17 protein-coding genes are annotated in these 13190 nt (G+C 71.0%); 6 read left to right on the top strand and 11 right to left on the bottom strand.

The window, feature by feature from the left end; translation table 11 throughout:
• Nucleotides 1-104 precede the first annotated feature (104 nt).
• Together A3G1_RS39255 and A3G1_RS42210 are read left to right on the top strand one after the other, a co-directional pair.
• Nucleotides 105-695 carry a DUF4240 domain-containing protein gene (locus A3G1_RS39255; RefSeq protein ID WP_083937216.1) on the top strand — a complete coding sequence of 197 codons (591 nt, stop codon included), beginning with the start codon at nt 105-107 and terminating at the stop codon, nt 693-695.
• A 208-nt stretch (nt 696-903) separates the two neighbouring features.
• Nucleotides 904-1032: a hypothetical protein gene (locus tag A3G1_RS42210; RefSeq protein WP_281167862.1), complete on the top strand. Its 129-nt coding sequence runs from the start codon at nt 904-906 to the stop codon at nt 1030-1032.
• 405 nt (nt 1033-1437) lie between these two features.
• Here A3G1_RS42210 and A3G1_RS39250 read toward each other — a convergent pair whose 3' ends face one another.
• Complete coding sequence (locus tag A3G1_RS39250) at nt 1438-1719, bottom strand: response regulator transcription factor (protein WP_018353394.1); 282 nt, start codon at nt 1717-1719, stop codon at nt 1438-1440.
• Here A3G1_RS39250 and A3G1_RS41020 point away from each other — a divergent pair.
• Complete coding sequence (locus A3G1_RS41020; protein ID WP_157641522.1) at nt 1706-2188, top strand: hypothetical protein; 483 nt, start codon at nt 1706-1708, stop codon at nt 2186-2188. The two genes, A3G1_RS39250 and A3G1_RS41020, sit on opposite strands and share 14 nt — an antisense overlap.
• Here the strand turns inward: A3G1_RS41020 and A3G1_RS0130975 are convergent.
• The 6 genes from A3G1_RS0130975 to A3G1_RS0130950 all read right to left on the bottom strand — a co-directional run bounded on the left by A3G1_RS0130975 (nt 2093) and on the right by A3G1_RS0130950 (nt 6405).
• Entirely contained in the window at nt 2093-3379 is a 1287-nt protein-coding gene (locus A3G1_RS0130975) for a hypothetical protein (protein ID WP_245563632.1), read from the bottom strand. The two genes, A3G1_RS41020 and A3G1_RS0130975, sit on opposite strands and share 96 nt — an antisense overlap.
• 142 nt (nt 3380-3521) lie before the next feature.
• Nucleotides 3522-4343: an alpha/beta hydrolase family protein gene (locus tag A3G1_RS37695; protein WP_157641521.1), complete on the bottom strand. Its 822-nt coding sequence runs from the start codon at nt 4341-4343 to the stop codon at nt 3522-3524.
• Between the two features lie 68 nt (nt 4344-4411).
• Nucleotides 4412-4960, bottom strand: coding sequence for a hypothetical protein (locus A3G1_RS0130965; RefSeq protein WP_018353391.1), 549 nt, complete (start codon nt 4958-4960; stop codon nt 4412-4414).
• 28 nt (nt 4961-4988) lie between these two features.
• Nucleotides 4989-5402 (bottom strand): hypothetical protein, encoded by a 414-nt coding sequence (locus A3G1_RS0130960; protein WP_018353390.1) that lies wholly within the window; start codon nt 5400-5402, stop codon nt 4989-4991.
• Nucleotides 5403-5510: 108 nt separating this feature from the next.
• Complete coding sequence (locus tag A3G1_RS0130955) at nt 5511-5942, bottom strand: hypothetical protein (protein WP_018353389.1); 432 nt, start codon at nt 5940-5942, stop codon at nt 5511-5513.
• Between the two features lie 220 nt (nt 5943-6162).
• Nucleotides 6163-6405, bottom strand: coding sequence for a hypothetical protein (locus tag A3G1_RS0130950; protein ID WP_018353388.1), 243 nt, complete (start codon nt 6403-6405; stop codon nt 6163-6165).
• A gap of 289 nt (nt 6406-6694) precedes the next feature.
• Between A3G1_RS0130950 and A3G1_RS0130945 the strand changes: the two genes are divergently transcribed.
• On the top strand, nt 6695-7666 hold the full coding sequence (locus tag A3G1_RS0130945; RefSeq protein ID WP_026212691.1) for a quinone oxidoreductase family protein: 972 nt from the start codon (nt 6695-6697) through the stop codon (nt 7664-7666).
• Here A3G1_RS0130945 and A3G1_RS37690 read toward each other — a convergent pair.
• From A3G1_RS37690 to A3G1_RS0130925, 4 genes are all read right to left on the bottom strand, one after another.
• Nucleotides 7649-8845: an MFS transporter gene (locus A3G1_RS37690; RefSeq protein ID WP_018353386.1), complete on the bottom strand. Its 1197-nt coding sequence runs from the start codon at nt 8843-8845 to the stop codon at nt 7649-7651. The two genes, A3G1_RS0130945 and A3G1_RS37690, sit on opposite strands and share 18 nt — an antisense overlap.
• The gene (locus A3G1_RS37685) at nt 8838-10016 is read right to left on the bottom strand and encodes an ATP-grasp domain-containing protein (protein ID WP_018353385.1); all 1179 of its coding nucleotides are present in this window, start codon (nt 10014-10016) and stop codon (nt 8838-8840) included. Before A3G1_RS37685 ends, A3G1_RS37690 begins: the two co-directional genes overlap by 8 nt.
• Before the next feature lie 181 nt (nt 10017-10197).
• The gene (locus tag A3G1_RS0130930) at nt 10198-10518 is read right to left on the bottom strand and encodes a hypothetical protein (protein ID WP_018353384.1); all 321 of its coding nucleotides are present in this window, start codon (nt 10516-10518) and stop codon (nt 10198-10200) included.
• A 122-nt stretch (nt 10519-10640) separates the two neighbouring features.
• Nucleotides 10641-10988: a zinc ribbon domain-containing protein YjdM gene (locus tag A3G1_RS0130925; protein WP_018353383.1), complete on the bottom strand. Its 348-nt coding sequence runs from the start codon at nt 10986-10988 to the stop codon at nt 10641-10643.
• Between the two features lie 115 nt (nt 10989-11103).
• Here A3G1_RS0130925 and A3G1_RS0130920 point away from each other — a divergent pair, with 115 nt between their 5' ends.
• Together A3G1_RS0130920 and A3G1_RS0130915 are read left to right on the top strand one after the other, a co-directional pair.
• Nucleotides 11104-11451 (top strand): ArsR/SmtB family transcription factor, encoded by a 348-nt coding sequence (locus tag A3G1_RS0130920; protein WP_040480351.1) that lies wholly within the window; start codon nt 11104-11106, stop codon nt 11449-11451.
• Nucleotides 11448-13112 (top strand): SulP family inorganic anion transporter, encoded by a 1665-nt coding sequence (locus A3G1_RS0130915; RefSeq protein ID WP_018353381.1) that lies wholly within the window; start codon nt 11448-11450, stop codon nt 13110-13112. Before A3G1_RS0130920 ends, A3G1_RS0130915 begins: the two co-directional genes overlap by 4 nt.
• Nucleotides 13113-13190: the final 78 nt, after the last annotated feature.

The raw sequence follows: 13190 nt of genomic DNA, 5'->3' as shown, positions 1-13190 counted from the left end.
GTCACGCCCGCAATGTGCCGGCGGCGCCCGATGCCCGCCCTGCTCAGGAGGATGGCGGCTAAGGACCCGCTGGACATCCTGCGCGGCCGAAGAGGAGGACCGGCATGTCAGCACCCGGCGGTTCCACATTGTGGACGCTCATCGATTCCATTCCTGATGATGCGCGCACCGACCAAGAGATGCCGGGTCTGCTTCTGCCCAAACTAGCGCGCTTGCCGATACCGCAGGTGGCTACGTTCCAGCGCCAGCTCCTTGACTGCATGGACAGGTTGCTGAACTGGAGGCTCTGGGAGGCGGCCGATGCCATCCATGGAGAATCCTGCTCAGGAGACGCTTTCACCGACTTCCGCCTTTGGATCGTGGCCCAAGGCAGTGAGGTATCCCGAGAAGCCCTGCGGGATCCCGATACGCTGGCTTCGGCAGGCGAGATTGAACGGATCATGCGCCTTCCCCACCCTTGGAGCGATGCGGACTACCCGCAGTGCGCCTCACTCGGGACCGTCGCGGCCGAGGCTTTCGAGGCGATCGCAGCGAAACTGGGGGCGCACACTACGCAGCCGCTTGATCGCCCGGCCGTACTGGAGGAGCAGCTCGCTATCTACCTGGAGGACTCCTATCCCGAGGACTACGGCGCCGATGTAGCCGTGCACACTCGGCTACCACGGATCAGCGCCCTGCGAGGCTGGTCGCTCTAGTTTGCATGTGACAAAAATGAAGGCCCCGCTTCGATGGATCCTCTACAGGATCAGCGGAGCGGGGGCGTCTCATATAGAGCTAACTACCCTGATGGCACTGGACCGGAGATCACCAGCCTCCGAACCAGCTCGCAGCCAACGGACCGCAGACCCTCAATGCCGACTTCGGCGGCTATCCTCACCGCTGAGCAACCCGAAGGACGCAGAGATGACCACCCTGAAAGCAGAAAGCTTGAAGGCCTGCGCGAACGCGCTGCGCACCATCGGCTTCACGAAGAAGCTGGGGATTTCCTCCAGCCTGGCAACAGCAAGGACGCCGGGGGCTGGCTCGGGCTGAACCTCGCAACGACGGACCTGCCAGCCGTCCTGCGGGTGAACCCCGTAGTGGGTGCCCGGCACGTCCCGCTGGAGACCGCCCTCACCGAGCTGGCGGGATGGGAGCCACCCGTCGCCAGCGTGGGGCGACCCCTGGGGCACCTGACGCCGTCCAATATGCGCCGCACGCGCCACCGCCGGCCGGGCGGCCGAGCTGACCGAGGCGAACGGGTTCCGGCAGCCGCACGCCCAAGCCCGCAGTCTGGCCGCGCGAGCCGAGTACGCGGCCGGCCGGTACCAGCTGGCAGCGGAGATCGCCCGGGAGGCTCTCGCCGGGCACAGGGCGCTGGGCAACCGGTACGAGGAAGCAGCCACCATCGAGCTTCTCGCCGGCTGTGCCGAGCGGCTGGGCGAGGACCCAGCCGGGCTATGGCTGGAAGCGCTGCGCGGCTACCGGGAACTCGGCCTCCCGGACGCCGCCCGGATCAGCCCCCGGGTCCACCAGCCGGACTGAGGCGGGCTGAGGCGGGCTGAGGCGGGCTGAGCCGAACATCGTGAGCTGAGCGGCGGCGAGAGTGAGTTCAGCCTTGTTGCCCACTCCGAGCTTGCCCCGGACCCGGGCGACGTACGTGTCGACAGTGGACGCCGAGACCAGCATCCGGGTGGCGATCTGCCGGTGCGTGAAGCCGCACGCGATGTACCGCAGCACGTTCCGTTCCTGGCGCGAGCGCCATCTGCGTGTCGGGCGGAGAGTAGCCGCCGCCCGCCAGCCGTTCTACGGCGGCGCGCAGATCGGCAGGGCTGAGGGTGTCCTTGGCGAGCAGACCGGCGGCGACGCCGGACACGTGGAGGTCACAGAGCACGACGTCGACCTGCTCGACAGGTACATCCTTCGGGTCGGCGACCGCGACGACCTCGCAGCCGGGTTCGAGCATGGCGCGCAGGCCGAAGCGGGCGACGGCCTGCCGGTCCACCAGGGCGACAGTGATCGTGGGCATGCATTCGTTGTAGCCGGCTGTGGCGGGCTCAGGCAGGCCGCGAAGCTGTTCCGGGAAAACGTGAGACAAGCTGCGCTGGTGCTGTCAGCTGGCGGGCTTGCGGTGCATCCGGTAGTGCAGGACCAGGAAGGGCAGACCGAAGATCCAGAACGCGTGCTCGGCCCGGAGCGCACCGTCTGAGACGAAGACGTCGAGCTGCTCGGCGAAACCGTGGACGGCCAGCGCGGTCAGCTGCCCACCCCGCTCGTCCACATAGGTCAGATAGTGCCCGGGCTGGTCGAGCTTGCTGCGGCTGGTGAGGACCAGCCCGCCGCCGGGGCGGGACCGTGGTTCCAGCGTGGCCGTGAAACTCGCCTGGGGCAACGGGAAACCCACGCTCACGTACCCACGGCCATCCCGCCGGTAGGTCGTGTAGATGCCAACGTAGATCGGCTCGTCGGTGTCAGTGAACGAACGGATCCACCCCCGGACGCTGATCGCACCATCGGGGCCGGAGATCGTGTCGATGCGGCTGCGGATCCCGCGCTGCGTCTCCTTCTGGTTCATGGGTACGTTCGCCTGCCCCAGCGGACGGGCCACCAGGCTGCGATAGAGCAGGTAGCCGGGGCGCACCCACATCCGCCACCTGGGCACGATGTCCAGCGTGAACCGCGTGGTGTGCTCGTAGAACTCCCGTACGAGCTGATCGGTGCCCGCAGGGTCGAACTGCGGCCCGGCCAGGTCGTCCAGCGAGGCGACGATGCCGACATCCGGCGCGCCGCCCTGATAGGAACCACCGGTCAGCTCGGCCAGGTCCCGCACATAGCCTGTCCCGACATAGCGCGTCCGCGCCGCCAGCGGAACGACGAACGGCAGCTGCGCGGCATCGACCCGCTCGGCGAGCAGGCTCACTCCAGCCTCACGGAACAGCAGGGCCGCCAGTACACGGAAAGCGACGATGACGCACGTGGCGGTGACGGCGGCGGGCACATCCGCCCACACCAGCGACAGCGTCCACCCCGTCAGGAGACCAACGACGGGTCCCAGGATCACCTTGTACGGCCGGATGCCGAGCAGGCCGGCGAGCCCTCCCATGACAAGACCGGCCACCACCGGCCCGGCACCGGTCACCGCGCCGAGAGCCCAGCCCAGAGGCGCAGCCAGCGCCCCGCTCATCACGACCCGCGACCACAGCGCCGGAATCTGGCCAGGCCGCTGCCGGGAACGCGCCACCACCTCAGACGCCGCGACCACCAAGGACACAGCCACGGCACCGGCCACCCTGACCGGCCAGCCCCACGGCGCGGTCAGGGCCAGGCCCGCGATCGCCCCGGTCAGGAGAGCCACAGCCACGGAGCCCGGCCGCTTCATCCGATGATCATCCACCGTCACCCGGCGACTCTAACCCCGCCCAGACCCCGCCCCAGCAAGCACGTGCCGCCACTCCCGCACCCATCAGCGCACAAAATCGTCCTTTGTACCCGCACCGGGGCCCCCGAGGCCCGCGACCTCCGAACGGCGCTGAACGCCTGGTTCAGCCAGCGGCGAGGAACGTGACCGCGTCCGGTACCACCACATCGGCCAGCGTGCCCCGTACGAAGTCGTAGTGGCCGACCTCCGCGCCGAGGGAGCGCCCCGACACGTCCGGCACCGTGGCCAGGTAGAACTTCGCGAACGCCTCCGGCGGCAGGATGTCGTCGGCGTCGCCCCACACCACGCGTACCGGAGCGCCGATCCGCGCCACGCTGTCCGGGTCGAGCATCGGCCCGCCGGAAGGCGCCATCAGGTACGCGGCGCGCACCCGCCGGTCCCGCACGTCGCGCCCGCACTCGGCGACGTAGCCGGCGAAGTCCTGCTCGTCGATGATCGCGCGCAGGTCGGCGTCCAGGTCCGGGTACTCCGGCGTCGGCGGCGCGTCCTCCGGGCTCGCGGCGAGGGCGGCGTACGCGGCCGCCGACATCCGCGCGCCGGCCAGCGCGACCGCCGTGTACCCGCCGAGCGAGAAGCCGGCCGCCATGATCCGCGCCGGGTCGGCCGCGTACCGGGCCAGCACCCCGTCGAGCGCGACGCTCATGTCCAGCGGCCGGTCCCACCAGCGGACGAAGCCACGCGGGTCGTACGGCTCACGCGCGGTGTTGCCGTGATGGTTGACGCCTGCGACCAGGTAACCGGCGGCGGCCAGCCCCTCGGCGAACCAGGCCAGGTCGGCGATCTCGCCGCCGGTACCGTGCGACAGCAGCACGACAGGGTGCGGCCCCGGCCCCGTCGGCACGAAGACGACGGTCTCGACCGGCCGGGGCGCGCCGGCTTCCCGCCAGTGCGGGCGGGACGGATCCACAAGGGACAACGTGATCATGGCCGTGAGCGTACCGGCGTCAGGCTGCGGCGCCGGGACAGGCGCAGGCCGGGCTGGCCGAGCAGGGCTCAGCCCGGCACCTGCAATGTGCCTGTGCGGGCCTTGATGGCGGCAAGCCGCGCGGACCATTCGCGTTCGGCGATGGCGAGGCCATGTTCCAGTGTCTCGAAGAGCACCGTACGGCTCACGGATACCGTCGCCCGCTCCGGCCGGTCCCCGGCAGATCCGTCTACGTCGCGGACCCGGCAGGCGAGGTGCACCCGCTCGCCGTCAGGGAACGCGAACGCCGTCACCTGGTCGGTGCACTCCCCCCATTCCAGGAATCTGCACCCTGCGAGTGCCGCCGCGAGGCCAGTGGTGGAGGTGCCGTCGTCACGCATCCAGCCCTCGGCCACCTGCAAGGACTCCCATGGCGTGGTGAACCCTGCCAGCGGCGCGACTGGCGTGCGGAACCGGCTGGCCTCGTCCGTAAGTCTCATCACCAGCAACGGCGGATAGAACGCGTTGTCCCACGTGTTCACGTGGAGCCCGCCGACGAACACGTCGGCGCACAGCAGATCCGGATCCCGCTCGATGTGGAACTCCAGGCCGAACCCAGCCCGCGACCCGACCAGCATCACTACCTCCCCGGCCTGCCGTGAACCGCTAGCCGAAGATCTGGGTGAACGCGGTCAGGCCCGGACCGGACAGTCCGGCCCTGGCCTCGGCGAGCAGCTGGTCTCCGCCCTCGGCGTGCACGGGCCAGCCGAGTTCCCTGGCCTCCGCCAGGTGCCTCCCGGCCAGCTCCGGGTCGACCGGCAGGCCGTCGCGTCCCGTCAGGTACGCGAGCCCGAGGCCGAAGTGCTCACTGCCCACGGCGAACTGATCGTCGTCGTACCGCAGCGAGGAGACCTCCAGCAGGTCGTCGATCAGCTCGTCGGCCGCGTCGTGGCCGAAGTCCCTGGCGACGTGCAGCCAGCGGTACGCCAGCAGGTCGCCGTTCCCGTCCGGGTCGCCGTCGGAGAGGCCGGCCAGCCCGTCGAGATCCCCCCGCCGGGCCATGTCCGCGTAGTCGGTCATGGTCGCGACGCTAGCTGGCGGGTGGCCGGGCAAGCAAGGGGCATCCGGCCACAGTGGACTGACACGCCGAGCGGGTCACAGCCGCGTTCGCCGCCCGCTGGCTCGCGGTCAGATGCTAGAGATCAGGGTCCAGGTCAGCCAGACGATCAGGGGAGCCACCGCCAGGCTGAGCACTGTCGTGATGACCAGTGTCACCAGGTCGTCCGGCACGAGGTACTTCTCCGGCCGGCCGGGTGGGTACACCACTTCCGTGCCGGAGCGCAGGACGGTGCCCCGTCTTGTCCGGGGCACCTCGGTCCTGCCGCCGTCCTCGAGCCGGAGTTCCACCCGGCCGCTGTCCAGCAGGCGTGCCGTCGCCTGTGCTCCGGTGAACCGCAGGTACCAGTGCTGGGCGCACCACCACAGGTAGAAGCCGACCGCGGCGATCAGCCCCGCCATGATCATGGCTCCCGACAGCTCGCGGGGCCCGCCCAGCATGAGGTTGGCTACTGGGGCCACACCGAGCAGAAACGGCGCCAGGCGTTTGAGTACGGACTTCACGCCCTTCAATGTAGGGCGGCGCGCCGGAGTCCGCCGCCCCTGACAGCGCCGGCCGGAGCCGCCGAGGTCCGTTATGGCCCCGTCCGGCTCAAACGCGAGGAGTGCTAACGCCGGAGCGCTTTCGGCGAGGAACTGCCCGGCGACGTGCGGCCCCCGGGCGCCCAGTGCCCGGCGCAGGCCGATCTCGGGTCACCCTCGTACCGGTGGTTCGAGAAGAGGGTCAGTCCCCTGGGGTCTGGTTCCAGAGCGAGGTGAGGGCGTCGGCAAGGGAGTAGCCGTTGTTGAACCCGTCGTTGTCGTGGTACGTGTACTCACTGTCGGCCCGATAGGCGTAGCCGCCCCGGTACTGGTCGTTCTGGTACAGGTGGACCCCGTCAGCCGACGTGGGTCCTGCCAGGGCCGCCACCCCGGCGACGGCCAGCGCCGCGACGGCGGTGGCCCGGGCGATTTTTCCACGAAGCATGGTTGACCTCCATGTTTGCCTGGGGCGGATGCCCAGTTCGTGGCCTCACCGTATGAGAGAACAGAGCCGCGACCGCCCACTGTGGACAGTCCCGGACAACCCCGCTGGACGCCGGCGGCGTGCCGAGTGCTGACGTGGCTGGGGTGCCGGCGCTCTGACGTGATGCCGAGTCGCCGGTGAGCCGCTCCGCCGCTGACCTGAATGTGACGGCTACGACACCTCGCCGCGACGGGAATCGGATCGCCGCGACCGGGGTTGGCGCGGGAAGAGAGCCGTTTCAGGAGGGGTTATGCGAGCGATTCAGGTTTCCGGGGTGGGTGGTCCCGAGGTACTGCGACTGGTCGATGTTGATCAACCGGTGGCGGGCCCGGGCCAGGCGGTCGTGGAGGTCGCCGCGTCCGGCGTCAACTTCCTCGACGTCTACCACCGCCAGGGCCGGTACGCCCTCCCGCTGCCCTTCACCCCGGGCACTGAGGGCACGGGCACCGTCGTCGAGATCGGACCAGGCGTCGCCGACGTCGCCGTGGGAGACCGGGTCGGCTGGGTGGAGGTACCCGGTACCTATGCCGAGCGGGCCGTCGTGGACGCCTCCCGGCTCGTGCCACTGCCCGACGGCGTCGGCTTCGAGGCCGCAGCCGCCGTGCTACTGCAGGGCATGACGGCGCACTACCTCGTCAAGGACGCCTACCCGGTCCAGCCGGGCGACACGGCGCTCGTGCACGCCGCCGCCGGCGGCATGGGGCTTGCGCTGACCCAGCTCATCACCCATCTCGGCGGCAGAGTGATCGGCACGACCTCGACACCGGAGAAGGCCGAGCTGGCGCGGCGTGCCGGGGCCGCCGAGGTGATCCTCTACTCCACAGTGGACGACCTCGCGGCGGAGGTGAAGCGGCTCAACGGCGGCCATGGCGTGCCTGTCGTCTTCGACGGCGTCGGCAGGGACACCTTCGATGCGAGCCTCGCCAGCCTGCGAACCCGCGGCCACCTGGTGCTCTTCGGCGCCGCGAGTGGTGCCGTGCCGCCCTTCGACCCCATCCGGCTCGCCCAGGGCGGTTCGCTCACCCTGAGCCGGCCGAGCCTCGGGCACTTCATCGCCGACCGGTCCGAGCTGCTCCGGCGCGCCACCGACGTGCTCGAATGGGTGCGCACCAAGGTCCTGGAGACCACCGTGACGGCCCGCTACCCGCTCGCCGAGGTCGCCCAGGCTCACCGCGACCTGGAGGCTCGGCGTACCACCGGGAAGCTACTCGTCATCCCGTAGGCCCGAGGTACGGGTACGCAGCGTCCAGGTCGTCATCAGGGCTGTGCCCGCGATCAGCGCGGCCAGCAGCAGATACCCCGGGACGATCCCGCTCCGGTCCGCGACCAGCCCCACCACCACCATCGACACCACGGCGTACCCCAGCCCGAAGGCGTTGGTCGCGCCGAAGACCGCGCCCGCGCGGGCAGGGTCGGCAGCGCGCATCAGCAGGGTACGCGCCGCGATCCGGGCCAGGCCGAAGGTCAGCGCGACCGCGGGCAGCAGGACCATCACCGCCGCGACGCCCAGCAAGGGCAGTCCGACGGTCAGCACGGCACAGCCTGCGTAGCCTGCCAGCGCGATGGCCAGCCCGCCGACCCGGGTGATCAGCCGTTTGAACAGCACGGCGGCGAAGAACATCCCGGCGCCGGCCGCGGCGTCGAGCAGGCCGAGGACGCCGGGCCCCTGCCGGTACACCTCGATCACCAGCACGACGAGCAGTGCGTTGCTCACCGTGATGATCATGTTTCCGAGGGCGTAGAGGACCCCGAGCCGGCGGAGCGGAGCCCGCACCAGGCCGCCGCCGGCCAGCGGGCCGTGCTCCTCGGCCGTGACCCGCTCCTCACCCATCGCCCACAGCAGCCCGGCCACTGCCACGAAGGTCGCCGCGTTGAAGAGCAGCACCGGGCTGACCCCGAGCCAGGCGACCAGGAAGCCACCGGCCGCCGTGGACAGCAGCAGGCCTGCCTGGGTGGCCATCTCGTAGTGCGCGTTGAAGCCGGCCAGCCGCTCCGGCACGACCCGCTCCTTGATCAGCGCGTTGCTGGCGGGCATGAACAGCGCCGTGACCGCCGCGAGAGCGAAATTCATCGTGTACGCTGCGACCGACGCCGGCCCCCCGGCCAGCAGCCAGGCCGGCAACGCCGCGGCCAGCACCGCACTGGCCACACTGCACCACAGGCACAGCCGGCGCCGGTCGAACCGGTCGGCCAGCCGCCCGAACACCAGCGACAGCAGCACCTGCGGCACGGCCACCGCGATGTACAGCCAGCCCACCGACAGCGTGGTCGGCGTCTCCCGCACCACCAGCAGCGCCGAGGCGGTCAGCTGGATGCCGTTACCCAGGCAGGTGACGAACTGCGCGCCGACCAGCAGCCCCTCCGCCCTGGCCGGCGGCGCGGCCACCAGCGTCTCAGCCATCGCAGATCATCGTGTACCCGTCGATCGCCGCGTACACCCGCCGGATCACCTCGGCGGTGTCCGGCCCGCGGAACCGGAACCGGCCGCCCGCGAACTCGTACGTGGTGCCCTGGTCCAGCACCGTGCCGACCGGCGGGATCACCTCCGCGTACGCCCCGCGCGGCCCGAGCTGGCTGGGCGCGGCGACGACCGTGCCACTGGCCGGCACGAGCAGCTGCCCGCTCACCTCGGAGCCCGGCGCGAACGGCTCCGCCGTCACCGGCAGCCCGCACTGGAGCGCGAACTCCCACTCCATCAGGTCCCGGCCGTGCACCTCCCGCCACACCAGCGGGATCTCCCCGCCGCCGGGCCGGCATCCGACCTCCATGAACGTGCACTGGTTCGCCTCGTCGACGAACAGCTCCAGGTGGAACACCCACGGCCCGCCGGCCATCGCCGGCAGCAGCGCGAGCATGAACTCCTCGACGGCGGCCAGCGTGGCCGGGTCGTCGATCTCCGCCGAGCCGACCGGCTCCCCGGCCGCGAAGGCCAGCGGGCCTGTGGTGACGGAGCCGGCCGTGTTGAGGTACCGCGACAGTTTCCAGGGGCCCAGTGCCGTGCCGTCCCACAGGCCGTCGACGTGGTGCACCGGGTGCGGCACGTACCGCTGGACCAGCAGCGGCTCGTCCGGCAGGTCGTCGACCGGCCCGTTGAGCCGCCGTACCCCGCTGCTCGCCACGCCGTGCAGCCGCTTCACGATCACCGGCCAGCCGGCCCGGGCGGCGAACGCCTCCACGTGGGCCGCCGAGCGGGCCAGGGTGAACTCCGGCACGGCCACGCCCGACCGCTGGGCGGCCAGCAGCATCTCGTGCTTGTCCAGGAAGGTGGTGTAGTCGCGCCGGCCCACCGTGCCGAACTCGGACCGCAGCCGGGCGGCCAGCGGCTGGCCCGTCTCGTGCAGCGCGACCACGGCGGACGGCGGCCCGTACCTGCCGATCGCCGGGCCGATCGCGGCTCGCACCTCCGCGTAGTCGGTGCGGTCGGCGACGATCACGACCTCGGCCGCCTGCTTCGGCACCCCGGTCACCAGGTCGGCGTGCGTGACGTAGGTGACCTGGTGCTCTTCGTGGTCGAGATAGGCGTCGTAGCGGGCGTAGTCGTCGTGCCAGCGGTTGATGACGAGGACGTGCATGTCAGCGGGTGACCCTCCCGGTCGTACCGGGCGGCACAGGTGCCGGATCGCCGAAGGTCAGGGGGCTGTGCTGCACGTCAGCTCCTGTGTCGTGTGTGGACATTGCCAGACCGTAGGGCAACGTATCGGCGGACTGTCGCCACTGTCAATGTATGGCTGTTTCCGCCCGCGCCACGTTCCTCTAGTCCAGGTCGAGCGGGTCCAGGCCGAAGCGCCACGACACCGTGTCGGCCTCCCTCAGCACGAGCGTGTGCAGATAGCAGGGCTCGTCGTCGTCCTCGTCGATCAGCAGCCAGGTCGACGGCGGGTGTCCCGCAGCCGCGAGAGCCTCGTCCGCCAGCCATCTCCCCTCAGCCGGCCCCGGCCCGAAGTACCCAGCCACGAGCGCGAAGTCCGGGCCCGGCTCCATCCGCCCGTGGAGCCAGGGAAAGTCCCCGCTCACCAGCACCAGCGACGCCACATGCCGATCGCCGACCAGCCACTTGCTCACGCTGTTCCCCACCGCCAGACCCTAACCGGACCGCCTGCCGCTATGGGGCTTCCAGTCAGGCAGCCGGTCGTCTGGGTGACCGTCCCGGCCCGCGGACCGCCGTCGCCGGCGACGGCCTCAGCGATGCCCCGGGTTCAGGCTTTGCGGACGACGCTCGACTTGAGCTGCATCGCGCCGAAACCGTCGATCTTGCAGTCGATGTCATGGCCGTCCACACCGTCGACCAGGCGGATGCCACGAACCTTCGTACCAGCCTTGATCCCGGCAGGGTTCCCCTTGACCTTGAGGTTCTTCACCACGATCACCGTGTCCCCGTCGGCGAGCACATTGCCGACCGAGTCCTTGACCACGCCGCTGGCCTCCGCCACCAGCTCACCAGCGGGCGCCCACTCGTGGCCGCACTCCGGGCAGACCAGCAGATCACCCATCTCGTACGTGAATTCACTGGAGCACTCTGGGCACGACGGCAGGTTCTGATCCACGACGCCGATCCTAATCCGGTGACCCAGGTCACATTCATCGAGGCTCGCGTTTGTGCTTAATTGAAGAAGTCTTCAATTAAGCACGTCAACGTCATCGACGATCGAGGTGACCGGCATGCCTGGCGTTACCGTGCCGCTGTATCAGGCGAAGGCCGAGTTCTTCAGGATGCTCGGCCACCCCGTCCGGATCCGGGTCCTGGAGCTGCTCGGTGAGGCACCCACCTCCGTCAAGGACCTGCTCTCCGACATCGGGATCGAAGCCTCCAGCCTGTCCCAGCAGCTGGCGGTGCTGCGCAGGGCGGGCATCGTCGTGTCGGCCCGCGACGGCGGACAGGTCGTCTACGCGCTCGCCGGCCCGGACGTGGCCGACCTGATGCGCGCGGCCCGCCGGATCCTCACGGAAATGCTCGCCGGGCAGGCTGAGCTGCGGGCTGCGCTGCTGGACGCGGACACCGCCGCGTGAGCCCGGCGGCCAGCCTGGCCCGGTTGCTGCCCGGGCGCGCCGACCTGGCCACAGTCCGGCGGAGCCCGGGGCGTGACCTCCTCGCTGGCCTGACGGTGGCGATCGTCGCCCTGCCGCTGGCTCTCGGCTTCGGCGTCGCCTCCGGGCTCGGCGCGGCGGCGGGCCTCGCCACCGCGATCGTCGCGGGTGCCGTCGCCGCCGTGTTCGGTGGTTCCGACCTCCAGGTGTCCGGGCCGACCGGCGCGATGACAGTCGTCCTGGTCCCGATCGCCGCCCGGTTCGGCGCGGATGGCGTCCTCACGGTCGGGCTTCTGGCTGGGCTGATCCTCCTCGGGCTCGCCGTCACCAGGGCCGGCCGCGTCGTGCGTTACGTGCCCGCACCGGTCGTCGAGGGCTTCACCGCGGGTATCGCTGCCGTGATCTTTCTCCAGCAGGTACCGGCGGCGCTCGGCGTGCCCGCGCCGGACGGGGAGAAGGTCGCCGTGGTCGCGTGGCGGGCCGCGCAGGAGTTCGCCCACCGGCCACACTGGGCAGCCCTCGCGCTGGCTGGCGGCGTGGCGGCGGCGATGCTCGCCGGTGCACGGTGGCGCCCGGCTGTCCCGTTCTCCCTGCTGGCGGTGGCTGCGGCGACCTTCGTGACGCATCTGGCCGCACTGGACGTCGCCCGGATCGGCGCCCTGCCCGCCACCCTGCCAGCTCCGTCGCTCGGCTTCCTGCACCCGGCGGCGATCCCGGCGCTGCTGACCTCGGCGGTGGCTGTGGCAGCCCTGGCCGCGCTGGAAAGCCTGCTGTCCGCGACCGTCGCCGACGGGATGCGGTCAGGTTCCCGCCACGATCCGGACAGGGAACTGCTCGGGCAGGGTCTGGCCAACCTGGCGGCACCGCTGTTCGGCGGAGTCCCCGCGACCGCAGCCATCGCCCGTACCGCAGTCAACGTCCGGGCCGGCGCGTCCTCCCGGCTGGCCGCCCTCAGCCACGCGGCGATCCTCGCCCTGATCATGCTGGCCGCCGCCCCGCTCGTCGGGCAGGTCCCGATCGCCGCGCTCGCCGGGGTCCTGCTGGCCACCGCGATCCGGATGGTCGAGGCCGGCGCGCTCCTCGCCATCGCGCGGGCCTCACGTGCCGAGGCTCTCGTCGCCGCGCTGACCGCCCTCGCCACCCTCGCTCTGGACCTGGTCGCGGCGGTGATCTGCGGCCTCCTGATCGCGGCGGGCGTGGCCATCCGCAAGATCGCCCAGGCGGCCAGGCTGGAGGAGGTACCGCTGGAAGCCGGCGACCACAGCGCCGCCGAGCGCGCGCTGCTCGCCGAGCACATCGTCGCCTACCGGATCGACGGCCCGCTGTTCTTCGCCGCCGCCCACCGGTTCCTCCTCGAACTCGCCGAGGTCGCCGACGTCCGCGTCGTCATCCTCCGGCTGTCCCGTATCACCACCGTGGACACGACCGGGGCCCTCGTGCTCAAGGACATCATCGACCGGCTCGAACACCGCGGCATCACCGTCTACGCCTCCGGTACCCGCCCCGAGCACGCGCGCACGCTCGCGGCCCTCGGTGTCCTCGACCGCCTGGAGGCCGCGGGCCGGGTGTTCCCCGCCGTCTCCGAAGCCATCGCAGCTGCCCGCGCCCACCTGCACAGCACCGGCACCCTCAGGCCAGCCTGACCCGGCTGCCGCTGACCCCGGCCTGGCCCGCCGGCCCATCACTCGAACGGCGGGCCAGGCCGGCTCCCTGGCCGGCGG

The organism is Longispora albida DSM 44784, from assembly GCF_000379825.1.
Lineage (GTDB): Bacteria > Actinomycetota > Actinomycetes > Mycobacteriales > Micromonosporaceae > Longispora > Longispora albida.
This window is presented reverse-complemented; position numbering and strand designations above follow the sequence as displayed.

Excerpts from the sequence above, each read along its gene's own strand:
- A3G1_RS0130945 (WP_026212691.1), top strand. The coding sequence starts at position 6,695 with ATGCGAGCGATTCAGGTTTCCGGGGTGGGTGGTCCCGAGGTACTGCGA.
- A3G1_RS39255 (WP_083937216.1), top strand. The coding sequence starts at position 105 with ATGTCAGCACCCGGCGGTTCCACATTGTGGACGCTCATCGATTCCATT.
- A3G1_RS37695 (WP_157641521.1), bottom strand. The coding sequence starts at position 4,343 with ATGATCACGTTGTCCCTTGTGGATCCGTCCCGCCCGCACTGGCGGGAA.
- A3G1_RS41020 (WP_157641522.1), top strand. The coding sequence starts at position 1,706 with ATGTACCGCAGCACGTTCCGTTCCTGGCGCGAGCGCCATCTGCGTGTC.
- A3G1_RS0130965 (WP_018353391.1), bottom strand. The coding sequence starts at position 4,960 with ATGCTGGTCGGGTCGCGGGCTGGGTTCGGCCTGGAGTTCCACATCGAG.
- A3G1_RS42210 (WP_281167862.1), top strand. The coding sequence starts at position 904 with ATGACCACCCTGAAAGCAGAAAGCTTGAAGGCCTGCGCGAACGCGCTG.
- A3G1_RS37685 (WP_018353385.1), bottom strand. The coding sequence starts at position 10,016 with ATGCACGTCCTCGTCATCAACCGCTGGCACGACGACTACGCCCGCTAC.
- A3G1_RS0130920 (WP_040480351.1), top strand. The coding sequence starts at position 11,104 with ATGCCTGGCGTTACCGTGCCGCTGTATCAGGCGAAGGCCGAGTTCTTC.
- A3G1_RS0130950 (WP_018353388.1), bottom strand. The coding sequence starts at position 6,405 with ATGCTTCGTGGAAAAATCGCCCGGGCCACCGCCGTCGCGGCGCTGGCC.
- A3G1_RS0130960 (WP_018353390.1), bottom strand. The coding sequence starts at position 5,402 with ATGACCGACTACGCGGACATGGCCCGGCGGGGGGATCTCGACGGGCTG.
- A3G1_RS37690 (WP_018353386.1), bottom strand. The coding sequence starts at position 8,845 with ATGGCTGAGACGCTGGTGGCCGCGCCGCCGGCCAGGGCGGAGGGGCTG.